Origin of the sequence: Luteimonas sp. TWI662 (assembly GCF_039673825.1) — a bacterium.
Lineage (GTDB): Bacteria > Pseudomonadota > Gammaproteobacteria > Xanthomonadales > Xanthomonadaceae > Luteimonas.
Window position 1 is genome coordinate 106,474 of the sequence record NZ_JBDJMI010000003.1, and the last position, 20,516, is coordinate 126,989.

Sequence of the window (20,516 nt, forward strand, 5' to 3'; positions counted from 1 at the left end):
ACGACGGCGAACTAGTACGTCGGCGGGCCGGTGAACATCTGCCAGAACCACACGGAGAACCCGTAGCTGGCAACGATCAGCACCGACAGTATCGGGAACATCACCACGGTGATGAACAGGAACAGCAGCAACTCCTTGCGCTTGGCCCGGCGCGGATCGGCCGGCTGTGCGGGTGTGGTCAAGCGGGCAGCCTCCTGCGATTCGGGCGTCATGGCAGTCCTGTCGAAGAAGAAGTCGCGCCCGAAGATTACCCAACCTTGGCGACAGAGGTCTTGATCTGGGTCAATATCGGGCCACTGCGCGACCTGCGTCGCACAGCGATGCACCGCACGCAGTCTTTCAGCGTGGCGCGCGGACCTGGATATGGACCTCGGCCAATTGCGCGTCGGCGATCGGCGAGGGCGCATCGGTCATCAGACACTGCGCGCCGGTGGTCTTGGGGAACGCAATGACATCGCGGATCGACTCGGTCCCGGCCATCAGCGCCGCGAGGCGATCGATGCCGAACGCGATGCCGCCGTGCGGCGGTGCGCCGTACTTCAAGGCATCGAGCAGGAAGCCGAACTTGGCCTGCGCCTCTTCGGCGCCGATGCCGAGCAGGTCGAACACCGCCGACTGCATCGACGCGCGATGGATACGGATCGAACCGCCACCGACCTCGTTGCCGTTGAGCACCATGTCGTAGCCGCGCGAGACCGCGGTCGCCGCATTGGTCCGCAGGTCGGCCTCATCATCGACCGCAGGCGCGGTGAAGGGATGATGCAAGGCGACGTAGCGCTGCGCCTCGTCGTCCCATTCGAACATCGGGAAATCGGTCACCCACAGCGGCTTCCAGCCCTCGGCCACCAGGTCGAAGTCCTTGCCGGCCTTGAGCCGGACCGCGCCCATGAAGTCGCTGACGGTCGTGTACTTGCCCGCGCCGAAGAACACCAGATCGCCGTTGCCGGCACCGACATGCGACACCAGCCCGGCGAACGCGGCCTCATCGAAGAACTTCTGGATCGGCGAGCTGATTTCGCCGGACTCGGCGATCTTGATGTACGCCAGGCCCTTGGCGCCGTACTTGCCCGCATGCGCGGCGTACTCGTCGATCTGCTTGCGGCTCAGCGACGCGCCGCCGGGGATGCGCAGCGCGCAGACACGGCCGTTGACCTCGTTGGCCGGGCCGGCGAACACCGCAAAGCCGCAGTCCTTGACCAGGTCGGCGACGTCGACCAGTTCCAGTGCGATGCGCAGGTCCGGCTTGTCGGAGCCGTAGCGGCGCATGGCCTCGGCCCAGGTCATGCGCGGGAACTGTGCGTCGAGTTCGACGCCGGCGACCTCACGGAACACATCGCGGATCATCGCCTCGACCGTGTCCTGCACGTCGCGCTCGGACACCCACGCGAACTCCATGTCGAGCTGGGTGAACTCCAGTTGGCGATCGGCGCGCAGCGCCTCGTCGCGGAAGCAGCGCGCCACCTGATAGTAGCGGTCGAAGCCGGACATCATCAGGATCTGCTTGAACAACTGCGGCGACTGCGGCAGCGCATAGAACTCGCCCGGATGCATGCGTGCGGGCACCAGGAAGTCGCGTGCGCCTTCGGGCGTCGCCTTGGTCAGGATCGGGGTCTCGATGTCCTGGAAGCCGCGCGCGTCGAGCCAATGGCGCAGCGCGCTGACCAGCTTGGTGCGCGTGCGCATGCGGCGCTGCATCTGCGGATGACGCAGATCCAGGTAGCGGTACTTGAGTCGCGTGTCTTCGCCGGGGTTCTCGTGATGATGGAACGGCAGCGGCTCGGCCTTGTTCAACACCTCGATGGTCTGCGCGACGATCTCGACCTGGCCGGTCCGGATCTTCGGATTGACCGAGTGCCGGCGGCGGACGACACCAGTGATGCGCAGGCAGTCCTCGTAACCCACCTGCTCGGCCCGGGCCAGCACGTCCGCGTTGCCCGGCTCGTCCGACGGTTCGGCGACGACCTGGACGATCCCCTCGTGATCGCGCAGATCGATGAAGCAGACGCCGCCGAGGTTGCGGGCGACATCGGCCCAGCCGCACAGGGTGACGGTCTGGTCGATCAGCGCCTCGTCGACGAGGCCGCAGAAATGGGTACGCATGGACACTCCGAACGCGGAAAGACACGGGATACGGGCCGCCCGGCGGGCGGAACCCGATAGTGTAAGGCGTGCGCGGCAGTGCGCGCGCGCCTGCGTTCGCAGCGACGCCGGCCGCGCGGCCTCAGTCGGCCGCGGCGGCGGGCTTGGCGGCCGGCTTGGCCTCTACCTTGGGCGCTTCCGACTTGGCCGCCGGCGCCGGGCTCGCGGCGGCCTCGCCCGCGGGCTTGGCCGACTCGCCGCCTTCGGCCAGGTTGCGCTTCTTGTCGCCGTCCTTCTTGAAGTCGGTTTCGTACCACCCGCTGCCCGCCAGGCGGAACGCAGGCGCGGTGAGCTGACGCTTGACGGCCGCAGCGTCGCAGGCCGGACAGGTCTCGGGATCGGGATCGGAGAGCTTCTGCAGGCGGTCGAAGCTGTGGCCGCAGTCGGCGCAGCGGAAGGCGTAGATCGGCATGATGGAAAGAAGGCAACCTTGACTGGGCGTGGACATGGGGGCGCCGGCGACCGGATCAAGTCCGCCGCATGCGACCGTGGCGCGTTCGCGCCGCTGCCCGACGCCGCGCCTCTCGGTTACCTCGTTCGCGCGCGACGCTACGCACCGCGCGCGTAGGCAAGGGCCAACTCGCTGGCGCGACGGACCACGGCATCGCGGGCCGCGCCGTCGAGCGCCGAGCCCTGCAGATAGCAGGCCAGCAGCCACGGCCGCCCGCCATCGGCGGGCCACAGCACGCCGATGTCGTTGCTGATGCCGCTCGCGCCTCCGGTCTTGTCGCCGACCCGCCAGCCTGCGGGGGCGGCGGCGCGGATGCGTGCATCGCCCGTGCGGTTGCCGATCAGCCAGTCGGTCAACTGCAGACGCGAAGCCGGTGACAGCACGTCGCCGAGCACGAACCGCTGCAGATTGCCGGCCATCGCCTGCGGGCTGGTCGTGTCGCGCGGATCGCCGACCGCGAACACGTTGGCGAGCGGCTCGTTGCGGGCGCAGACCGTCACCGCATCGCCGGCGGCGCGCAGGAACGCGGTGAGCCCGACCGGGCCATCGACCAGCGGCAGCAGCAAGTTCGCCGCCGGGTTGTCGCTCCAGACCATCGTGGCCTGGCACAGGTCGCGCACGGTGAGGTCGCGCCCGACATGCCGGCCGGTCACCGGCGCATGCTCAAGCATGTCGGCCTCACGCACCGCGAGCCGCTGGTCCAGCGACAGCGTGCCGCGATCGACCCGTGCGAGCACCGCCGAGGCCAGCAGGGCCTTGAAGGTGCTGGCCATCGGGAAGCGCTCGTCGACCCGGTGCCCGAACTGCACACCCCAGGCGCCGTCGCGCAGCAGCGCCACGCCGAGCCGGCCACCGCTGGCCGCTTCGAGCGCGGCCAGGTCCGGCGCCGCGGCGATCGCGTCGGGTCTCGTGCCCGCCCCCGCGGCGCGCGCCTGGGCCGGCAATGCGGCCATCGGCAGCGACAGAGCGGACAGGCCGGCGAGTTTCAACAGCGCGCGTCGCGATGCCATCGGGCAATCTCCGAGATTGGGTGAGCGCCGATTCTCGTGCCCGCGCGGCGGCGGCCACCAGCGCGAAGAATCGGGGGCAGCCATGAGCCATATCGATGGCGGAATGGCGATTTGCCCCAATCAGCGCCCGGAATGCGATCATCGATCGATCCCGCTCACCCCTGCCGCCATGTCGCGTCCGCCGCTGCCACTCAACGCGTTGCGCGCTTTCGAGGCCGCAGCGCGCCATCAGAACTTCACCCGCGCCGCGCTCGAGCTGTGCGTCAGCCAGGCCGCTCTCAGCCACCAGATCCGCAGCCTGGAAGATCGCCTGGGGGTGCGCCTGTTCCATCGCCTGCCGCGCGGCGTCGCGCTGACCGACGAGGCGAGCGCGCTGTACCCGGTCCTCAACGACGCCTTCGACCGCATCGCCACCGCGGTCCAGCGTGCCGGCGGCACCGCCGAGCGCCAGGTTCTGAGCCTGGGGGTCGTCGGCACTTTCGCCACCGGTTGGCTGCTGCCGCGGTTGCCGGCGTTCGAGGCCGCGCATCCGGAACTCGAACTGCGCCTGCAGACCCACAACAACCGCATCGACCTGGCCAGCGAAGGTCTGGATGCCGCGGTGCGCTTTGGCGACGGCGACTGGCAGGGCCAGGCCTGCATGCCGATCGTCGACACACTGTTTGCGCCGGTCTGCGCGCCTGCATTGGCACGCCGGCTGGCGAGCCCGCGCGACCTGGATCGCACGACGCTGCTGCGCTCCTACCGCGGCGACGAGTGGCCGCGCTGGCTGCAGGCGGCCGGCGCCGGCACGCTGGACGCGCGCGGGCCGGTCTTCGATTCGTCGCTGGCGCTCGCCAGTGCCGCAGCGGCCGGCGCCGGCGTGGCGCTGCTGCCGCTGGCGATGTTCGAACGCGAACTGCGCGAAGGCCGGCTGGTGCAGCCCTTCGACACCGGTATCGCGCTGGGCCGCTATTGGCTGACCCAGCTGCGCTCACGGCCGGAACCGGCGCCGCTGCGCCAGTTCCGCACCTGGCTGCAGGCACAGCGGGCGCTCACGCCAGCGCCTGCGCCCTGACCCGCCGCTATCGCGGTGTGCCGGCGGTCAGTAACCCCAGGGCGTCGGCGGGGCCGCGACGGTCTTGGTCAGGTCGAACTCGACCTGGAACTTGCGCCCGCCGGGGCGGGTGAGTTCGTAGACGAACCGCTCGCCGGGATGGATTTCCATCGCCCAGGTGTTGGTGACCGAGTCGTTCAGGCCTTCCTTCTCGAACAGCGCGATCGACTCGGCATCGACCGGGAATTCCTGGCGCTGGTCGGTGCCGGCATTCTGGGTCTCGCCGCCGTACATCGTCACCGGGTCCTCGCTGCCATCGGGCTTGCGATGGTCGTGCTTGAGCCGGAGGCCGTGCTCGGTGCGGGTCAGGATCCAGGTGCGCGAATGGTCGTCGCCGACATGGAAAGGAATCCGCAGTTCGTGCGTCTTGTCGCTGCAGCCGCGCACATGCATCACCAGCTCTTTGCCCTCGAACGGATCGGGCGCGGCGTCGGCGGCCGGCGCCGGCTCGTTGGCGACGATACGGCCAGCGAAGGCCTCGCCGCAGTGGCGCGCGATCGCCGCCAGGAACGCGTCGGCGGGCACGTGCTCGCGCGCGGCAGCTTCGGCGGCGGCCGCAGCGGCGGCGTCGGCGGTCGGATTGGCCGGCGGCGGACGGGTGTCGGCGGCCGGTTCGGTGTTGCCGCAGGCGCCGAGCACGAGGGCGGCGGCCAGGGCGGTCGGAATCAGGAGTCGGTTCATCGCGCAACCCTACCCGCCCATGCCGCGCAACGGCAACCCGGGGTTGCCCGGGTTGCCGATCAAGCGTCGTAGAGGGCCAGCAGCTCGGCCTCGGCCGTCTCCAGCTCGTCGCGCAGCGCGGCCTGGCGCTGGCCCAGCTCGGCCACGCGCGGGCCGTCGGCATAGGTGGCCGGGTCGGCCAGCGTCGCGTCGATCCGGGCCAGTTCTGCCGCAAGGTCGGAGACCCGCGTCTCCACCTTCTGCAGCCGATGCGGATTGACCTTGGGACGCGGCGCCGGCGAGGCCGGCGGTGCCTCGGCGACGGGCGTGGCGGCCGGGGTGCGCAGCTCGCCGGCATTGCCGCGCGCGCGCAGCCACGCCGCGTATTCGTCGAGGTCGCCATCGAAGGGCACGACCTTGCCATCGGCGACGCGCCAATAGATGTCGCTGACCAGGCCGATGAGGTGGCGATCGTGCGAGACCAGCACGATCGCGCCGGGAAAGTCGCTCAGCGCCTCGGCCAGCGCCTCGCGCATCTCCAGATCGAGATGGTTGGTCGGCTCGTCGAGCAACAGCACGTTGGGCTGCAGCCAGGCGATCAGTGCCAGCGCCAGTCGCGCGCGCTCGCCGCCCGAGAAGCCGTCGATGCTCTCGAACGCGCGGTCGCCAGGAAAGCTCCATTTGCCCAGGAAGTCGCGGAAGGCCTGGGTGGCGACATTGGGCGAGAGTTCGCGCAGGTGGTCGATCGGCGACGTGCCGGCGACCAAGGATTCGACCGTATGCTGGGCGAAGTAGCCGATGCGCAGGTCCGGATGCGCGTAGCGCTCGCCGGCCAGCAGCGGCAGGTCGCCGACCAGCGACTTGACCAGGGTGGATTTGCCGGCGCCGTTGGGGCCCAGCAGGCCGATGCGGTCGCCGGCCTCCAGGCCGAACCCCACCTTGTCCAGAATCACCACCTGCCCGTCGGCCGACCGATACCCGCAGACGCCGTCGTTGATGCGCAGCAGCGCATGCGGCAGCTTCAGCGGCTGCGGGAAGTCGATCCGCACCTCGCGCTCGGCGCGCACCGCTTCGGTGTCGGCGAGCTTGGCCAGGCGCTTGACCCGCGACTGCGCCTGCTTGGCCTTCGCGGCACTGGCCTTGAAGCGATCGATGAACTTCTGCAGGTGCGCGCGCTCGGCCTGGGTCTTTTCGTGGGTGATCTGCTGCAGGCGCAACTGCTCGGCGCGCTGGCGCTCGAACGCGGTGAAGTTGCCGGTGTAGAGCTTCGCGCCGCCGCCATGCAGGTGCAGGGTGTGGGTGCAGACGTTGTCGAGAAACTCGCGGTCGTGGCTGATCAGCAGCAGTGTGCCCGGGTACTTGAGCAACCACTGCTCCAGCCACAGCACCGCATCGAGGTCGAGGTGGTTGGTCGGCTCGTCGAGCAGCAGCAGGTCGCTGGGCGTCATCAGCGCGCGCGCCAGGTTCAGGCGCACGCGCCAGCCGCCGGAGAACGTGGCGACCGCACGCTGGTGGGTCTCGGCCGGGAAGCCCAGGCCGTGCAACAGCTTGCCGGCGCGCGCCGAGGCGTCGTAGGCGCCGAGCTCGGCCATGCGCACGTGGGCCTCGGCCACGGCCTCCCAGTCCTCGGCGGCCATCGCCTCGGCCTCGGCCTTGAGCACGCTGGCGACCGCAGCATCGCCGCCCAGCACGAACTCGATCGCCGGGTCGGGCAGCGACGGCAGTTCCTGGGCGATGCTCGCCACGCGTAGCCGGTTGGGCAGGTCGAGGTCGCCGCGGTCGGCTTCCACTTCGCCGCGCACGGCCGCGAACAGCGACGACTTGCCGGCGCCATTGCGGCCGACCACACCGGCGCGCCAGCCCGAATGCAGAGTGAGGTCGACGTCGGACAGCAGCAGGCGTTCGCCGCGCCGCAGGGCGAAATTCTTGAAAGAGATCATCCGCCGATTTTACAGGAGCCGGGGCCTCGGCCCGCCGACGCCCGCGATCGTCCCAAAAAGGGAACAATCGAAACCTATTCCTGGCCGCATTGACGCCCGTGAAACGCGCCTGTTAAATCGGCATTAACACCGCCCCCCACGCCCGAGGTCCGTCATGCCCCGCCATCGCCTCACCCTTGCCCTGCTCGCCGCATTGCTGCCCACCGCTCCCGCCGCGCTCGCGCAGGACGTCGACGCCCAGACACGCACCTCCACCCTCGACACGCTGATCGTCACCGGCACCCGGGTCAGCGACCGCACGGTCGCCGAATCGCAGTCGCCGATCGACATCATCACTGCCGAGTCGCTGCAGGCCACCGGCACCACCGAACTGGCGACCGCACTGGCACGCGCGCTGCCGTCGCTGAACTTCCCGCGGCCGGCGCTGGTGGACGGCTCCTCGGCGATCCGCCCGGCGCAGTTGCGCGGCCTCTCGCCCGACCAGGTGCTGGTGCTGGTCAACGGCAAGCGCCGCCACGCCTCCTCGCTGCTCAATCTCAACGGCACGATCGGCCGTGGCTCGGCGCCGGTCGACCTCAACACGATCCCGGTCTCTGCGATCGAGCGCGTGGAGGTGCTGCGCGACGGTGCCTCGGCCCAGTACGGCTCGGACGCGATCGCCGGCGTGGTCAACATCGTACTCAAGGGCGCCTCGCAGGGCGGCAGCCTGGCGGTGAACCTGGGCCAGTACTCGGCCGGCGACGGCACCCAGCACCAGATCGCCGGCGACACCGGCCTGGCGCTGGGCGAGCGCGGTTTCCTGCACCTGTCGGCCCAGGTCGGCCAGCAGGAGGCGACCAATCGCGCCCGCCCATTCGCCGGCACACCCGGGCCGACCCAGCCCGCGCTCGGGCAGAAGGCATTCGTGATCGGCGAGCCCGACGTCGACTTCGGCGCCGTCGGCTTCAACACCGACATCGCCCTGACCGATGCGATCAGCCTCTACGGCTTCGGGACCGCCAGCAACCGCGATGTCACCTCGTTCGCGTTCTTCCGCGCCCCGACCAACCCGACCCAGAACATCCGCAGCATCCATCCCGACGGTTTCCTGCCGGAAATCAACAACATCTCCAAGGACCGCTCGATCGTCGCCGGCCTCAAGGGCCACACCGCCAACGAATGGAACTGGGACCTGAGCTACAACTACGGCTACAACCGGCTGGAGTTCTATACCCGCAACACGCTCAACGCGAGCCTGGGGCCCGATTCGCCGACCTCGTTCTACGACGGCGCGCTGGAGACCACGCAGAACATCGTCAATTTCGACATCAGCCGGCAGTTCGACTGGGGCCTGGCCTATCCGGTGACGCTGGCCTTCGGTGCCGAGGGCCGCAACGAGAAGTGGAACCAGTCGCCGGGCGAGCCGGGCTCGTACATCGATGCGGGCGCGGGCGTACCCGGCGCGGCGGCCGGCGCGCAAGGCTTCGGCGGCTTCGCGCCCGGCATCGCCGGGGCCTACGACCGCGACAGCCACGCGGTCTACGCGAATCTGGAGGCCGATCTGACCGAGAAATTCTCCGCCGGCTTGGCCGCGCGCTGGGAGGACTACGACGATTTCGGCAGCCAGTTGTCTGGCAAGCTGTCGGCGCGCTACGCGTTCACTGATGCGGTCGCGCTGCGCGGCACGGTGTCGAGCGGCTTCCGCGCACCGTCGCTGGCCCAGCAGTACTTCCAGACCGTGAGCACGGTGTTCCTGCCGGGCATCACCACGCCGTTCGAGATCCGCACGTTCCCGGCCAGCAGCGCGGTCGCGCAGGCCTTCGGCGCCGAGCCGCTCAAGCCCGAGGAATCGCTGTCCTACAGCCTGGGCCTGGTGCTGCAGCCGGTCGACAATCTCTACGTCACGGTCGATGCCTACCAGATCGACGTCGACGACCGCATCGCGCTGTCGTCGAACCTGACCGGCAATGCGGTGCGGGCGCTGCTTGAATCGCAGGGCATCTTCGGCGTCAACGGTGGCCGCTACTTCACCAACGCCATCGACACCCGCACCCGCGGCGTTGACGTCGTCGGGACCTACCGCTGGGACCTGGCGGCCGGCAGCCTCGACCTGACCGCCGGCTACAACCATTCCAAGACCGAGATCACCCGGATCGCCGACAACCCGGCGGCGCTCGAGGCGATCGGTGTGGACCTGGAGCGCATCGACCGCGTCGAGGCCGGCCGCATCGAGCAGGGCTTCCCGCGCAACAAGCTGCTGCTGGCCGGGACCTGGAACGCCGCCGACTGGGGCTTCTCGCTGTCGACCACGCGCTACGGCAGCGTGCGCACCACGCCCAACAACCCGGCGCTGGACCAGAAGTACGGGGCCAAGTGGCTGGTCGACGTGTCGGCGACCTACAAGCCCGGCGAGAACTGGGCCCTGACGCTGGGCGCCGACAACGTGCTCAACGAGTACCCCGACGAGAACATCTTCGGCAACTCGACCAACGGGCAGTTCCCGTACAGCAACCTGTCGCCGTTCGGGTTCGGCGGCGCATTCGGCTACGCCAAGATCGCCTACACCTGGTGATGCCCCGCCCGGCGCCGGCGTGGCGCCGGGCCTCCAGCGCGCCGTCGTCGTGTGGGCGACGGCGCATCGATGTCTGCCGTCGAGACCGTGACGGCACGCCTCGCCACGCCCGCATGCCTGCGGGCGCGGGTTGCCTGGATACGGATGCGTCGGCGACACTGCAATACTTGTCCCCCACACTTCGCCGATGCCGCACAACACCGACCTGATCAACATCGTCGCCGTCGGCCTGGGCATGGCCTTCGTGTTCGGCGCGCTCGCCAACCGGCTCCGGCTCTCGCCGTTGGTGGGCTATCTGGTCGCAGGCATCCTCGTCGGGCCGTTCACGCCCGGCTTCGTCGCCGATCAGGCGCTGGCCGATCAGTTGGCCGAGATCGGCGTGATGCTGCTGATGTTCGGCGTCGGCCTGCACTTCTCGCTCAAGGACCTGCTCGACGTGAAGTCGATCGCGATCCCGGGCGCGTTGACCCAGATCACCGTGGCCACCCTGCTGGGCTGGGGGCTGGCGGCGCTGATGGGCTGGCCGACCGTCCAGGGCATCGTGTTCGGTTTCGCGCTGGCGACCGCCAGCACCGTGGTGCTGCTGCGGGCGATGGAGGAACGCCGGCTGCTCGACACCACGCGCGGCAAGATCGCGGTCGGCTGGCTGATCGTCGAGGACCTGGCCTGCGTGATTGCACTGGTGCTGATGCCGGTGCTGGCCGACGTGATGCACAGCACCGGCGGCGAGGAGACCACGGTCGGCTCGGTGCTGTTGAGCGTGGGTTGGACACTGCTCAAGGTCGCGATGTTCGTCGCGGTAATGCTGCTGGTCGGACGTCGGGTGATCCCATGGGTCCTGGAGCGCATCGCCGGCACCGGCTCGCGCGAGCTGTTCACGCTGTCGGTGCTCGCGATCGCGCTGGGCGTGGCCTTCGGCTCGGCGGCGATCTTCAGTGTGTCGTTCGCGCTCGGCGCGTTCTTCGCCGGCATGCTGCTCAACGAGTCGGAACTCAGCCACAAGGCCGCGAACGACTCCCTGCCGCTGCGCGACGCGTTTGCGGTGCTGTTCTTCGTCTCGGTCGGCATGCTGTTCGACCCGCGCATCCTGCTGGTGCACCCCTGGCAGGTGCTGGCGACGGCGCTGATCATCATCTTCGGCAAGTCGGCGGCCGCGTTCCTGATCGTGCGCGCGTTCAAGCACCCGACCAGTACGGCCCTGACGATCTCCGCCAGTCTGGCGCAGATCGGCGAGTTCGCCTTCATCATCGCCGGGTTGGGCGTGGCGCTGGACATCCTGCCGCCCGATGGCCGCTCGCTGGTGCTCGCCGGCGCGCTGATCTCGATCATGGCCAACCCGCTGATCTTCGGCCTGCTCGACAGCTGGCAGGCGCGTCGCGCAGCCGCCACCGCGGCGTCGGCGCCCGAGCCCGCGCAGCCGGTCCAGGCGATTCCGGCCGACTTGCGCGGCCACGCGATCCTGGTCGGCTACGGGCGTGTCGGCCGGCAGTTGGCCGAACTGCTGCAGCAGCGCGAGGTGCCGCTGGTGATCATCGAAGACGACGCGGACCTGGTGCGCAAGGCGCGCGACCGCGGCCTGCTGGTGGTGCGCGGCAACGTCGCCTCCGAACCGGTGATGCGCGACGCCGCCCCCGAGCGCGCGGCGCTGGCGATCTTCGCGATTCCCCAGGCGCTGGAGGCCGGTGAGGCGATCGAGCGCATGAAGGCCATCAATCCGGGCATCACCGTGCTGGCGCGCGCGCACAGCGATGGCGAGGTCCGCCATCTGCTCGAGCACGGCGCAGACGGCGCGGTGCTGGCCGAGCGCGAACTGGCCTATTCGCTGGCCGAGATGGTCATGTCGACGCCGCCGTTCCGCCCGGTGCGCCCGGGCAGCGACGCGGCCACACCGCCGGCGCCGCAGCCGGGCTGAGCGCGCCGCAGGATCAGCGCAGTTCGGCGTCGAGGTAAGGCGCCAGGCGCGGCCACGCGAATTCGAAGCCGGACGCCAGCAAGCGCGCCGGCAGCACACGCTGCCCGTCCACCAGCAGCGTGGCCATCTCGCCCAGGCCCAGCGCCAGCGCGCGGGCCGGTACCGCCAGCAGCACCGGACGCCGCAGGGCATCGGCCAGTGCGCGCGTGAAACCGGTGTTGTCCACGGGCTCGGGCGCCGTGAGATTGAACACGCCGACCGGCGCCTGCGGCTCGCCACGCAGATGCGCCTGCAGCAACGCCCGAACCGCCGACACCCAATCCTCCCGCGCGATCCAGCTCAGCATCTGGCGGCCGTCTCCAAGCCGGGCCCCAAGGCCGAGCCGGAACGGCGGCAGCAGCCGCTGCAACATGCCGCCGTCGGGATGCAACACCACGCCGGTCCGCAGCCGCACCACCGGCACGCGATCCTCGGCGGCGCGGGCGGCGATTTCCCAGTCCTCGCACAGCCGATGCTGGAACTCGTCATGCGGCGCGCTGTCCTCGTCCAGCGGCAGATCGCCCTGGGCACCGTACCAGCCCACCGCCGAGCCGCTGAGCAGCACCTTCGGCGGGACATGCGCCGAGCCGATCCAGTCGACGAGCACGCGCGTGGGAATCAGGCGACTGTCGCGCAGCGCCTGCTTGCGCGCCGCGCTCCAGCGACGCTCGGCGATGCCCGCGCCGGCCAGATTGACGACCGCATCGAAACGGTCGTCCGACCACAATGCAGCGTAATCGCGGACCTCGACACCGTCCGGGGCCGGTGTCGACGCCCGGCGCGAGAGCCAGGTCACGCGCGCGCCGTCGCGCTGCAGGGCGCGGGTCAATGCGCTGCCGAGAAAACCGCTGCCGCCGGTGATCAGGATGTGCATGCGAGGGCCCCTGCCGCGTTGCCTGAATGCTGCCGCAGAAACGGGGAAGCGGGCGTCAAGGCAGGGGCGCTTGGACGGATCGGACGATGGTGTCCGGGGAAGGCCCGTGCCCCCACCCGGCGCGCTTGCACGCGCCGACCTCCCCCTCGGGCGGGGGAGGTGTCCGTACTCGCTCGCGCCGAGACCACGCGACAGGTGGAGAGGTGCAGGCTGCGGGCGCTCCGGCGGGGTCAGGCCTTTGCGAAGCCCAGTTCGCCGCCAGCGACGTCGACTGCGATCGTGTCGCCGCTGGCGAACTCACCGGCGAGGATGCGCGAGGCCAGCGGGTTCTCGAGCTGCTGCTGGATCGCACGCTTGAGCGGACGTGCGCCATAGACCGGGTCGAAACCGACGTTGCCCAGCAGGTCGAAGGCCGCATCCGAGACCTCGATGCGCAGCCCGCGCTCGGCCAGGCGCTTTTCCAGCCCGCGCATCTGGATCTTCGCGATCTCGCGGATCTGCGCCTTGCGCAGCGGGTGGAACACGACGATGTCGTCGAGCCGGTTGATGAATTCGGGCCGGAAATGCGCCTGCACCACGCCCATCACCGCCGCCTTCATCTGCATATAGGCCTCGGCCGAGTCGTCGCCGGCGAGTTCCTGGATCTGGTGCGAGCCGAGGTTGGAGGTCATCACGATCACCGCGTTGCGGAAATCCACCGTGCGTCCCTGGCCATCGGTCAGGCGGCCATCGTCGAGCACCTGCAGCAGGATGTTGAAGACGTCGGGATGTGCCTTCTCGACCTCGTCGAGCAGAATCACGCTGTAGGGCCGGCGGCGCACCGCCTCGGTCAGGTAACCGCCTTCCTCGTAGCCGACGTAGCCCGGAGGCGCGCCGATCAGCCGGGCGACCGAATGCTTCTCCATGAACTCGCTCATGTCGATGCGCACCATCGCGTCCTGGCTGTCGAACAGGAACTCGGCCAGCGCCTTGCACAATTCGGTCTTGCCCACGCCGGTCGGGCCCAGGAACAGGAACGAGCCGGTGGGCCGGTCGGGATCGGACAGGCCGGCCCGCGAACGGCGCACCGAATCGGAGACGACCTTGATCGCCTCTTCCTGGCCGACCACACGCGCATGCAGCTGCGACTCCATCGCCAGCAGCTTCTCGCGCTCGCCCTCGAGCATCTTGCTGACCGGAATGCCGGTCCAGCGCGCAACGACCTGCGCGATCTCCTCAGCGGTGACCTTGTCCTGCAGCAACTGGAAGCCGTGCGTTTCGGCCTCCTGGGCGGCCTTGAGCTGCTTCTCCAACTCCGGGATGCGCCCGTACTGGATCTCACTCATGCGCGCATAGTCCTGCGTGCGCTGGGCCGATTCGAGGTCGAGCTTGGCGGCCTCGATCTGCTCCTTGATCTTGGTCGCCCCCTGCACGGTGGCCTTCTCGGCCTTCCAGATCTCCTCCAGGTCGTTGTACTCGCGCTCCAGGGTCCCGATCTCGGACTCCAGGTCGGACAGGCGCTGCCGGGACTCGGCGTCCTTTTCCTTCTTCAGCGCCTCGCGCTGGATCTTGAGCTGGATCAGCCGGCGCTCCTTGCGGTCGAGTTCCTCGGGCTTGGAATCGATCTCCATGCGGATGCGGCTGGCCGCCTCATCCATCAGGTCGATGGCCTTGTCGGGCAGTTGGCGATCGGCGATGTAGCGGTTGGACAGCGTCGCCGCGGCCACGATCGCCGGATCGGTGATCTCCACGCCGTGATGCACGGCGTAGCGCTCCTTGAGGCCGCGCAGGATCGCGATCGTGTCCTCGACGCTGGGCTCGCCGACGAACACCTTCTGGAAGCGGCGCTCGAGCGCGGCGTCCTTTTCGACGTACTTGCGGTACTCGTCGAGCGTGGTCGCGCCGATGCAGTGCAGCTCGCCGCGGGCGAGCGCGGGCTTGAGCATGTTGCCCGCGTCCATCGCGCCGTCGGCCTTGCCGGCGCCGACCATCGTGTGCAGTTCGTCGATGAACAGGATGATCTGGCCCTCGTTCTTGGCCAGGTCGCTGAGGACGCCCTTCAGGCGCTCCTCGAACTCGCCGCGGTACTTGGCCCCGGCGATCAGTGCGCCCATGTCGAGCGAAAGCACGCGCTTGCCGCGCAGGCCCTCGGGCACTTCATTGTTGACGATGCGCTGGGCCAGGCCCTCGACGATCGCGGTCTTGCCCACACCGGGCTCGCCGATCAGCACCGGGTTGTTCTTGGTGCGCCGCTGCAGCACCTGGATCGTGCGCCGGATCTCCTCGTCGCGCCCGACCACCGGGTCGAGCTTGCCGCTCTCGGCGCGCGCGGTCAGGTCGATCGTGTACTTCTCCAGCGCCTGGCGCGCGTCCTCGGCGTTCTCGTCCTGGACGCTCTCGCCGCCGCGGACCTTCGCGATCGCGGCCTCGAGCCGGGCCTTGTCCGCGCCGGCCGCCTTCAGCGCCTTGCCCGCGTCGCCGCCATCGTCGAGCGCGGCGAGCACGAACAGCTCGGAGGCGATGAAGGCATCCCCGCGCTGCTGGGCGAGCTTGTCGGTGACGTTGAGCAGGCGCGAGAGGTCGTTGCCGACCGACAACTGGCCGGCCTGCCCGGTCACCTTGGGCATGCGCTCGAGCGCCTCGGTCAGCCGCTCGCGCAGCACCGGCACGTTGACGCCGGCCTGGCCCAACAGCGGCCGGGTGCCGCCGCCCTGCTGATCGAGCAGCGCCAGCAGCAGGTGCGCCGGCTCGATGAAGTTGTGGTCGCGGCCCACGGCCAGCGACTGCGCATCGGCCAGCGCCTGCTGGAAACGCGACGTGAGCTTGTCCATCCGCATGACGGGAATCCTCGAAGAGAGAAGGCCGGCGCCTGCCGGCGATGTCCTCCAGATGCGGGCGAAGCGAGCGGTTGCAAGCGCCCGCCCCCGCAGAGCGCGCCCCGGCAGGCGCCGAGCCATCGGGCGTCCTCACCCGGCACTTGCGCGGTGGCCGGCAGGATGCGGACTGATCCCGCCCGGAGCCCGCCCGCATGCAGTACCGCCTCTACTACTGGAACGGCATCCAGGGGCGCGGCGAGTTCGTACGGCTGGCGCTGGAGGACGCGGGCGCCGACTACATCGACGTGGTGCGTGAGCAGGGCGACACCGCGATGACATCGTTCCTGGCCGGCCGCGCGATCGGCCTGCGCCCGTTCGCTCCCCCATTCCTGGAGGCTGACGACCAGGTCATCGCCCAGGTCGCCGCGATCCTGCATGTCCTCGGGCCGCAGCTGGACCTGGTGCCCGACGACGCCGCGCGCCGGCTGCAGGCGCTGCAACTGCAGCTCACGATCGCCGACCTGGTGACCGAGATCCACGACAGCCACCACCCGATCGCCAGCGCGGCGTACTACGAGAACCAGAAGGACGCCGCTGCGCGTCGGGCGGCCGACCTGCGCCAGCACCGCCTGCCGAAGTTCCTCGGCTACTTCGAAGCCGTACTCGGGCAGGCCGGCGGCGCGCACGTGCTTGGACGCCATTGCTATGTCGACCTGTCGCTGTTCCAACTGCTGCGCGGCCTCGACTACGCCTTTCCCGAGGCGATGGCGTCGCTGTCGCCAACGCTGCCGCGGCTGCGCGCGCTCGAGGCCCGGATCGCCGAGCGTCCGAACATCGCCGCCTATCTGGCCTCGACACGCCGGCTGCCGTTCAACACGCAAGGGATCTTCCGCCACTACCCGGAACTCGACGGCGCAATTACCCCTTTGGACACGTGACACGCCACACGGATTCACATCGGTTTATCGCCGCACACGCGATCATGCTGCAATGCGCCAATCACTGGAAGCCGCCACCCCCTCGCCCTCATCTTCCGCCCCGCATCGCGGACCACCGCCGCCACCGGCCGACGACTGGGCGCTGTTTCTCGACGTCGACGGTTGTCTGTTGCCATTCGCAGAACGACCCGACGTGGTCTCGGTACCTCCGCCCCTGCTCGCGCGCCTGAGTGCGTTGCGCGCCTCGCTGGGCGGCGCGCTGGCCCTGGTCAGCGGACGCAGCCTGGCAACGCTCGATCATTTGTTCGCGCCCGAGCGGTTCACGGCCGCAGGCCTGCACGGCGTCGAGCGGCGGTGCGCGGACGGCACCACCCACGGCGCGCCGTCGCCCGCCGCGCTCGCGGCGATCCGCGACGAGGCCGTTGTCGTCGCTCGCAGCTATCCTGGCGCGGTGATCGAAGACAAAGGCGCGGCGCTCGGCCTGCACTGGCGCGCCGCGCCGCAGGCGGAGATCGCGCTGCGCGGCTTCGCCGAGGCGATGCTGCCGCGGCTGCCCGGCTATCAGCTCCAACCCGGCGACCACGTCGTCGAACTGCGCCCCGAGCACGCCGACAAGGGCAGTGCGATCCTTGCCTTCCTTGAAGAGCCGCCGTTCGCCGGCCGCCGCCCGGTGTTCGCCGGCGACGACCTGACCGACGAGACGGGTTTCGCCGCGGTCAACGCCCGCGGCGGCATCAGCGTCCTGGTCGGCGACCGCACCGCGTCGGCCGCCCAGTTCGCGCTGGCCGGCCCGGCCCAGGTCCACCGCTGGCTCGGCGTGCCTGCCCCGCTTCCCGCCCTGCCTACGGAGATCTCCCGATGACGCCAGCCGACACCGCCACCCTCGACCTGGGCCTCGTCGGCAACGGCAGCTTCGGCGCGCTGTTCGACGCGAAGGCCCGGTTGGTCTGGTCGTGCCTGCCGGCCTTCGACGGCGATCCGGCGTTCTGTGCGCTGCTCTCGCCCAAAACCGGCCACGGCGATTGGTCGATCGAGCTCGACGACTTCGCGCGCAGCGAGCAGCGCTACATCGAGAACACCGCGATCCTACGCACCGTGCTCTACGACCGCCATGGCGCTTCGATCGAGATCCTCGACTTCGCGCCGCGCTGGCGCCAGCACGGGCGGTTCTACCGCCCGGTCATGTTGACGCGCCGGGTTCGCCTGCTCTCGGGCAGCCCGCGCATCCGCGTGCTGCTGCGTCCGCTCGCCGACTGGGGTGCGCGTACGCCCGAGAGCACCTGGGGCAGCAACCACATCCGGTTCCTGCTTCGGGACTTCGCGCTGCGCGCGACCACCGACATGCCGATCCGGCTGCTGCGCGAGGGCCTGCCGTTCGTGCTCGATCGCGACCTGCACTTCGTGATGGGCCCGGACGAAACACTGACTCAGCCGATCGCCGAGTTCGTGCGCGACGCCCTGCATCGCACCACCGACTACTGGCGCGAATGGGTGCGCTACCTGTCGATTCCGCTCGATTTCCAGGAGGCGGTGATCCGCAGCGCGATCACGCTCAAGCTGTGCCAGTACGAGGACAGCGGCGGCATCATCGCCGCGATGACCACCTCGATCCCGGAGGCACCGGGCACTGCGCGCAACTGGGACTACCGCTACTGCTGGCTGCGCGACGCGGCGTTCGTCGTACGCACGCTCAATCGCCTGGGCGCGACCCGGACGATGGAGGAGTACATCCGCTACATCTTCAACCTGGCGGTCAGCGACGACGGCGACATGCAGCCGGTCTACGGCATCGACTACGCGCACGAGCTGACCGAGGAGGAGATGCCGGCGCTGGCCGGCTACCGCGGCATGGGCCCGGTGCGCCGCGGCAACCTGGCCTATGTGCAGCGCCAGCACGATACCTACGGCAGTGTCGTGCTGGCCTCGGCCCAATTGTTCTTCGACCGCCGCCTCGAGCATCCAGGCGATACAGCGACGTTCGCCAAGCTCGAACCGCTCGGCGACCTGGCGTGGAAACTCTACGACCAACCCGATGCCGGCCTGTGGGAGTTCCGCGGCAAGGCCCACGTGCACACCTATTCCAGCGCGATGTGCTGGGCGGCCTGCGACCGGCTGGCGCGGATCGCGGTGCAGCTCGGCCTGGACGCGCGCGCCACGCACTGGCGCGAGCGCGCCGACACGATGCGCACCCGCATCCTGGCCGAGGCCTGGAATGGAGAACTCGGTCACTTCGCCGACGCCTTCGGCGGCGATCGCCTCGACGCCTCGCTGCTGCTGCTCGCCGACCTGGGCTTCGTATCGCCCGAGGATCCGCGCTTTGTCGCCACCGTCGATGCGATCGGGCGAACGCTGCGCCACGGCGACGGCCTGTTCCGCTACGTCGTGCCCGACGATTTCGGTGCACCGGAGACCAGTTTCACGATCTGCACGTTCTGGTACATCGACGCACTCGCCTCGATCGGACGCCAACACGAGGCGCGCAGCCTGTTCGAGACCATGCTCGCACGTCGCAACCACCTGGGCCTGCTGTCGGAGGACATGTCGTTCGAGGATGGCGAGGCCTGGGGCAACTTCCCGCAGACCTACTCGCATGTGGGCCTGATCATGGCGGCGATGCGGCTGTCGCGTTCCTGGCAGGAGGCAGCATGAGCCGCCTGGTCGTCGTCTCCAACCGGGTGGCGCTGCCGGACTCGGACCAGAACGGCGGCCTGGCAACCGCGCTCGACGCCGCGCTCAAGGAGGCCGGCGGCCTGTGGTTCGGCTGGAGCGGCAAGGTCGCGCGCGCACACTCGGGGGAACTGCACCGCGCCACGCACGACAACATCGACTACCTGACGATCGATCTGTCGCGCGAGGACTACGAGGGCTACTACAACGGCTTCTCCAACCGCACGCTGTGGCCGCTGCTGCATTTCCGGCTGGACCTGGTCGACTACAACGCGATGACCCAGGCCGCCTACCGCGGCGTCAATGCGCTGTTCGCCGAGAAGCTGGCCAAGGAGATCCGCGACGAGGACATCGTCTGGGTCCACGACTATCATCTGCTGCCGCTGGCGCAGGAACTGCGCCGGCGCGGCGTGCGCGCGCGCATCGGTTTCTTCCTGCATGTGCCGTTTCCGTCGGCCGACATCGTCGCCGGGCTGCCGCACCACGAGAAGACGTTCGGTGCACTGGCGGCCTACGACCTGGTCGGCTTCCAGACCGAACGCGACCTGGAGCGGTTCCAGGACTACATCCGCCTGTTCCGCGGCGGCAGCGTGGCAGCGCGCGGGACGCTGCGCGACCACGACGGGCGCAGCTTCCAGGCCGACGCCTTCCCGATCGGCATCGATGCCTCGGCGATCGCGACGCTGGCGGCCAACGCCTCGCGTAACCCGGCCGTGCGCCGGATGCAGGCCAGCCTCACCGGTCGCGCGCTGGCGATCGGCGTGGACCGCCTCGACTATTCCAAGGGCCTGCCCGAGCGCTTCCGCGCCTTCGAGCGCGTGCTCGACAAGCACACCGACCTGCGCGGACAGCTGACCTATCTGCAGATCGCCCCGGTCTCGCGCGGTGGTGTCGCCAGCTACCGCGCCCTGCGCCGCGAACTGGAGCAGTACGCCGGCCACATCAACGGCGCCCATGCCGACCCCGACTGGACGCCGATGCGCTACGTCAATCGCACCTACCCGCATGCGACGCTGGCCGGCTTCTACCGCCTGGCGCGCATCGGCCTGGTCACCCCACTGCGCGACGGCATGAACCTGGTTGCCAAGGAATACGTCGCGTCCCAGGATCCCCAGGACCCCGGCGCGCTGGTGCTGTCGATCTTCGCCGGCGCCGCACGCGAGCTCGACGGGGCACTGCTGATCAACCCCTTCGACAGCGACGGCGTCGCCGATGCGATCGCCGCCGCGTTGAAGATGCCGCTGGACGAACGCCGCGAACGCTGGCAATCGATGATGCAGCGCATCTCCAGCTACGACATCCACGCCTGGCGCCGCGACTTTCTCGACCGCCTCCAACAGACCCGCTAACCCGGGGCCAAAACCGGGGTCAGAGTCGCTTTTCCTGCGAGTTGGTCGACGCCCTCAGGCATTGCCGCGTGAAAAGCGACTCTGACCCCGGTTTT

The 20,516-nt window shown here is 69.5% G+C and carries 15 protein-coding genes; 7 read left to right on the plus strand and 8 right to left on the minus strand.

Annotation, left to right across the window (positions count from 1 at the left end; genetic code table 11):
• Positions 1-11: 11 nt before the first annotated feature.
• From napE to bla, 4 genes are all read right to left on the minus strand, one after another.
• A complete protein-coding gene (gene napE, locus ABE488_RS04110; protein WP_346447252.1) occupies positions 12-212 on the minus strand; it encodes a periplasmic nitrate reductase, NapE protein in 201 nt (66 codons plus the stop codon).
• A gap of 127 nt (positions 213-339) precedes the next feature.
• The gene (aspS, locus tag ABE488_RS04115) at positions 340-2,100 is read right to left on the minus strand and encodes an aspartate--tRNA ligase (protein WP_346447253.1); all 1,761 of its coding nucleotides are present in this window, start codon (positions 2,098-2,100) and stop codon (positions 340-342) included.
• Positions 2,101-2,221: 121 nt separating this feature from the next.
• Positions 2,222-2,551 (minus strand): zinc ribbon domain-containing protein, encoded by a 330-nt coding sequence (locus ABE488_RS04120; protein ID WP_346447254.1) that lies wholly within the window; start codon positions 2,549-2,551, stop codon positions 2,222-2,224.
• 137 nt (positions 2,552-2,688) lie between these two features.
• Complete coding sequence (gene bla, locus ABE488_RS04125; RefSeq protein WP_346447255.1) at positions 2,689-3,600, minus strand: class A beta-lactamase; 912 nt, start codon at positions 3,598-3,600, stop codon at positions 2,689-2,691.
• 169 nt (positions 3,601-3,769) lie between these two features.
• Between bla and ABE488_RS04130 the strand changes: the two genes are divergently transcribed.
• Complete coding sequence (locus tag ABE488_RS04130) at positions 3,770-4,657, plus strand: LysR substrate-binding domain-containing protein (RefSeq protein WP_346447256.1); 888 nt, start codon at positions 3,770-3,772, stop codon at positions 4,655-4,657.
• A gap of 27 nt (positions 4,658-4,684) precedes the next feature.
• On the opposite strand, the gene ABE488_RS04135 is transcribed toward ABE488_RS04130, so the two are convergent.
• Together ABE488_RS04135 and ABE488_RS04140 are read right to left on the minus strand one after the other, a co-directional pair.
• Entirely contained in the window at positions 4,685-5,377 is a 693-nt protein-coding gene (locus ABE488_RS04135) for a hypothetical protein (RefSeq protein WP_346441602.1), read from the minus strand.
• A gap of 59 nt (positions 5,378-5,436) precedes the next feature.
• Positions 5,437-7,296 (minus strand): ABC-F family ATP-binding cassette domain-containing protein, encoded by a 1,860-nt coding sequence (locus ABE488_RS04140; RefSeq protein ID WP_346441603.1) that lies wholly within the window; start codon positions 7,294-7,296, stop codon positions 5,437-5,439.
• Between the two features lie 154 nt (positions 7,297-7,450).
• On the opposite strand from ABE488_RS04140, the gene ABE488_RS04145 reads away from it, so the two are divergent.
• Both ABE488_RS04145 and ybaL read left to right on the plus strand, forming a co-directional pair.
• Positions 7,451-9,847 carry a TonB-dependent receptor gene (locus ABE488_RS04145; protein WP_346447257.1) on the plus strand — a complete coding sequence of 799 codons (2,397 nt, stop codon included), beginning with the start codon at positions 7,451-7,453 and terminating at the stop codon, positions 9,845-9,847.
• A gap of 187 nt (positions 9,848-10,034) precedes the next feature.
• On the plus strand, positions 10,035-11,759 hold the full coding sequence (gene ybaL / locus ABE488_RS04150) for a YbaL family putative K(+) efflux transporter (protein ID WP_346441605.1): 1,725 nt from the start codon (positions 10,035-10,037) through the stop codon (positions 11,757-11,759).
• Between the two features lie 13 nt (positions 11,760-11,772).
• Here ybaL and ABE488_RS04155 read toward each other — a convergent pair whose 3' ends face one another.
• Together ABE488_RS04155 and clpB are read right to left on the minus strand one after the other, a co-directional pair.
• A complete protein-coding gene (locus tag ABE488_RS04155) occupies positions 11,773-12,672 on the minus strand; it encodes a TIGR01777 family oxidoreductase (protein ID WP_346441606.1) in 900 nt (299 codons plus the stop codon).
• Positions 12,673-12,902: 230 nt separating this feature from the next.
• Entirely contained in the window at positions 12,903-15,488 is a 2,586-nt protein-coding gene (gene clpB / locus ABE488_RS04160; protein ID WP_346447258.1) for an ATP-dependent chaperone ClpB, read from the minus strand.
• Between the two features lie 191 nt (positions 15,489-15,679).
• Between clpB and ABE488_RS04165 the strand changes: the two genes are divergently transcribed.
• Genes ABE488_RS04165 through otsA form a run of 4 tightly spaced genes read left to right on the plus strand, consistent with a single transcriptional unit; the run spans position 15,680 to position 20,421 of the window.
• Positions 15,680-16,405 carry a glutathione S-transferase gene (locus ABE488_RS04165; protein WP_346447259.1) on the plus strand — a complete coding sequence of 242 codons (726 nt, stop codon included), beginning with the start codon at positions 15,680-15,682 and terminating at the stop codon, positions 16,403-16,405.
• 52 nt (positions 16,406-16,457) lie between these two features.
• Positions 16,458-17,267, plus strand: coding sequence for a trehalose-phosphatase (gene otsB / locus ABE488_RS04170; protein WP_346447260.1), 810 nt, complete (start codon positions 16,458-16,460; stop codon positions 17,265-17,267).
• Positions 17,264-19,054 carry a glycoside hydrolase family 15 protein gene (locus tag ABE488_RS04175; protein ID WP_346447261.1) on the plus strand — a complete coding sequence of 597 codons (1,791 nt, stop codon included), beginning with the start codon at positions 17,264-17,266 and terminating at the stop codon, positions 19,052-19,054. Before otsB ends, ABE488_RS04175 begins: the two co-directional genes overlap by 4 nt.
• Positions 19,051-20,421 carry an alpha,alpha-trehalose-phosphate synthase (UDP-forming) gene (gene otsA / locus ABE488_RS04180; RefSeq protein ID WP_346447262.1) on the plus strand — a complete coding sequence of 457 codons (1,371 nt, stop codon included), beginning with the start codon at positions 19,051-19,053 and terminating at the stop codon, positions 20,419-20,421. The genes ABE488_RS04175 and otsA overlap by 4 nt, the downstream gene beginning before the upstream one ends.
• Positions 20,422-20,516: the final 95 nt, after the last annotated feature.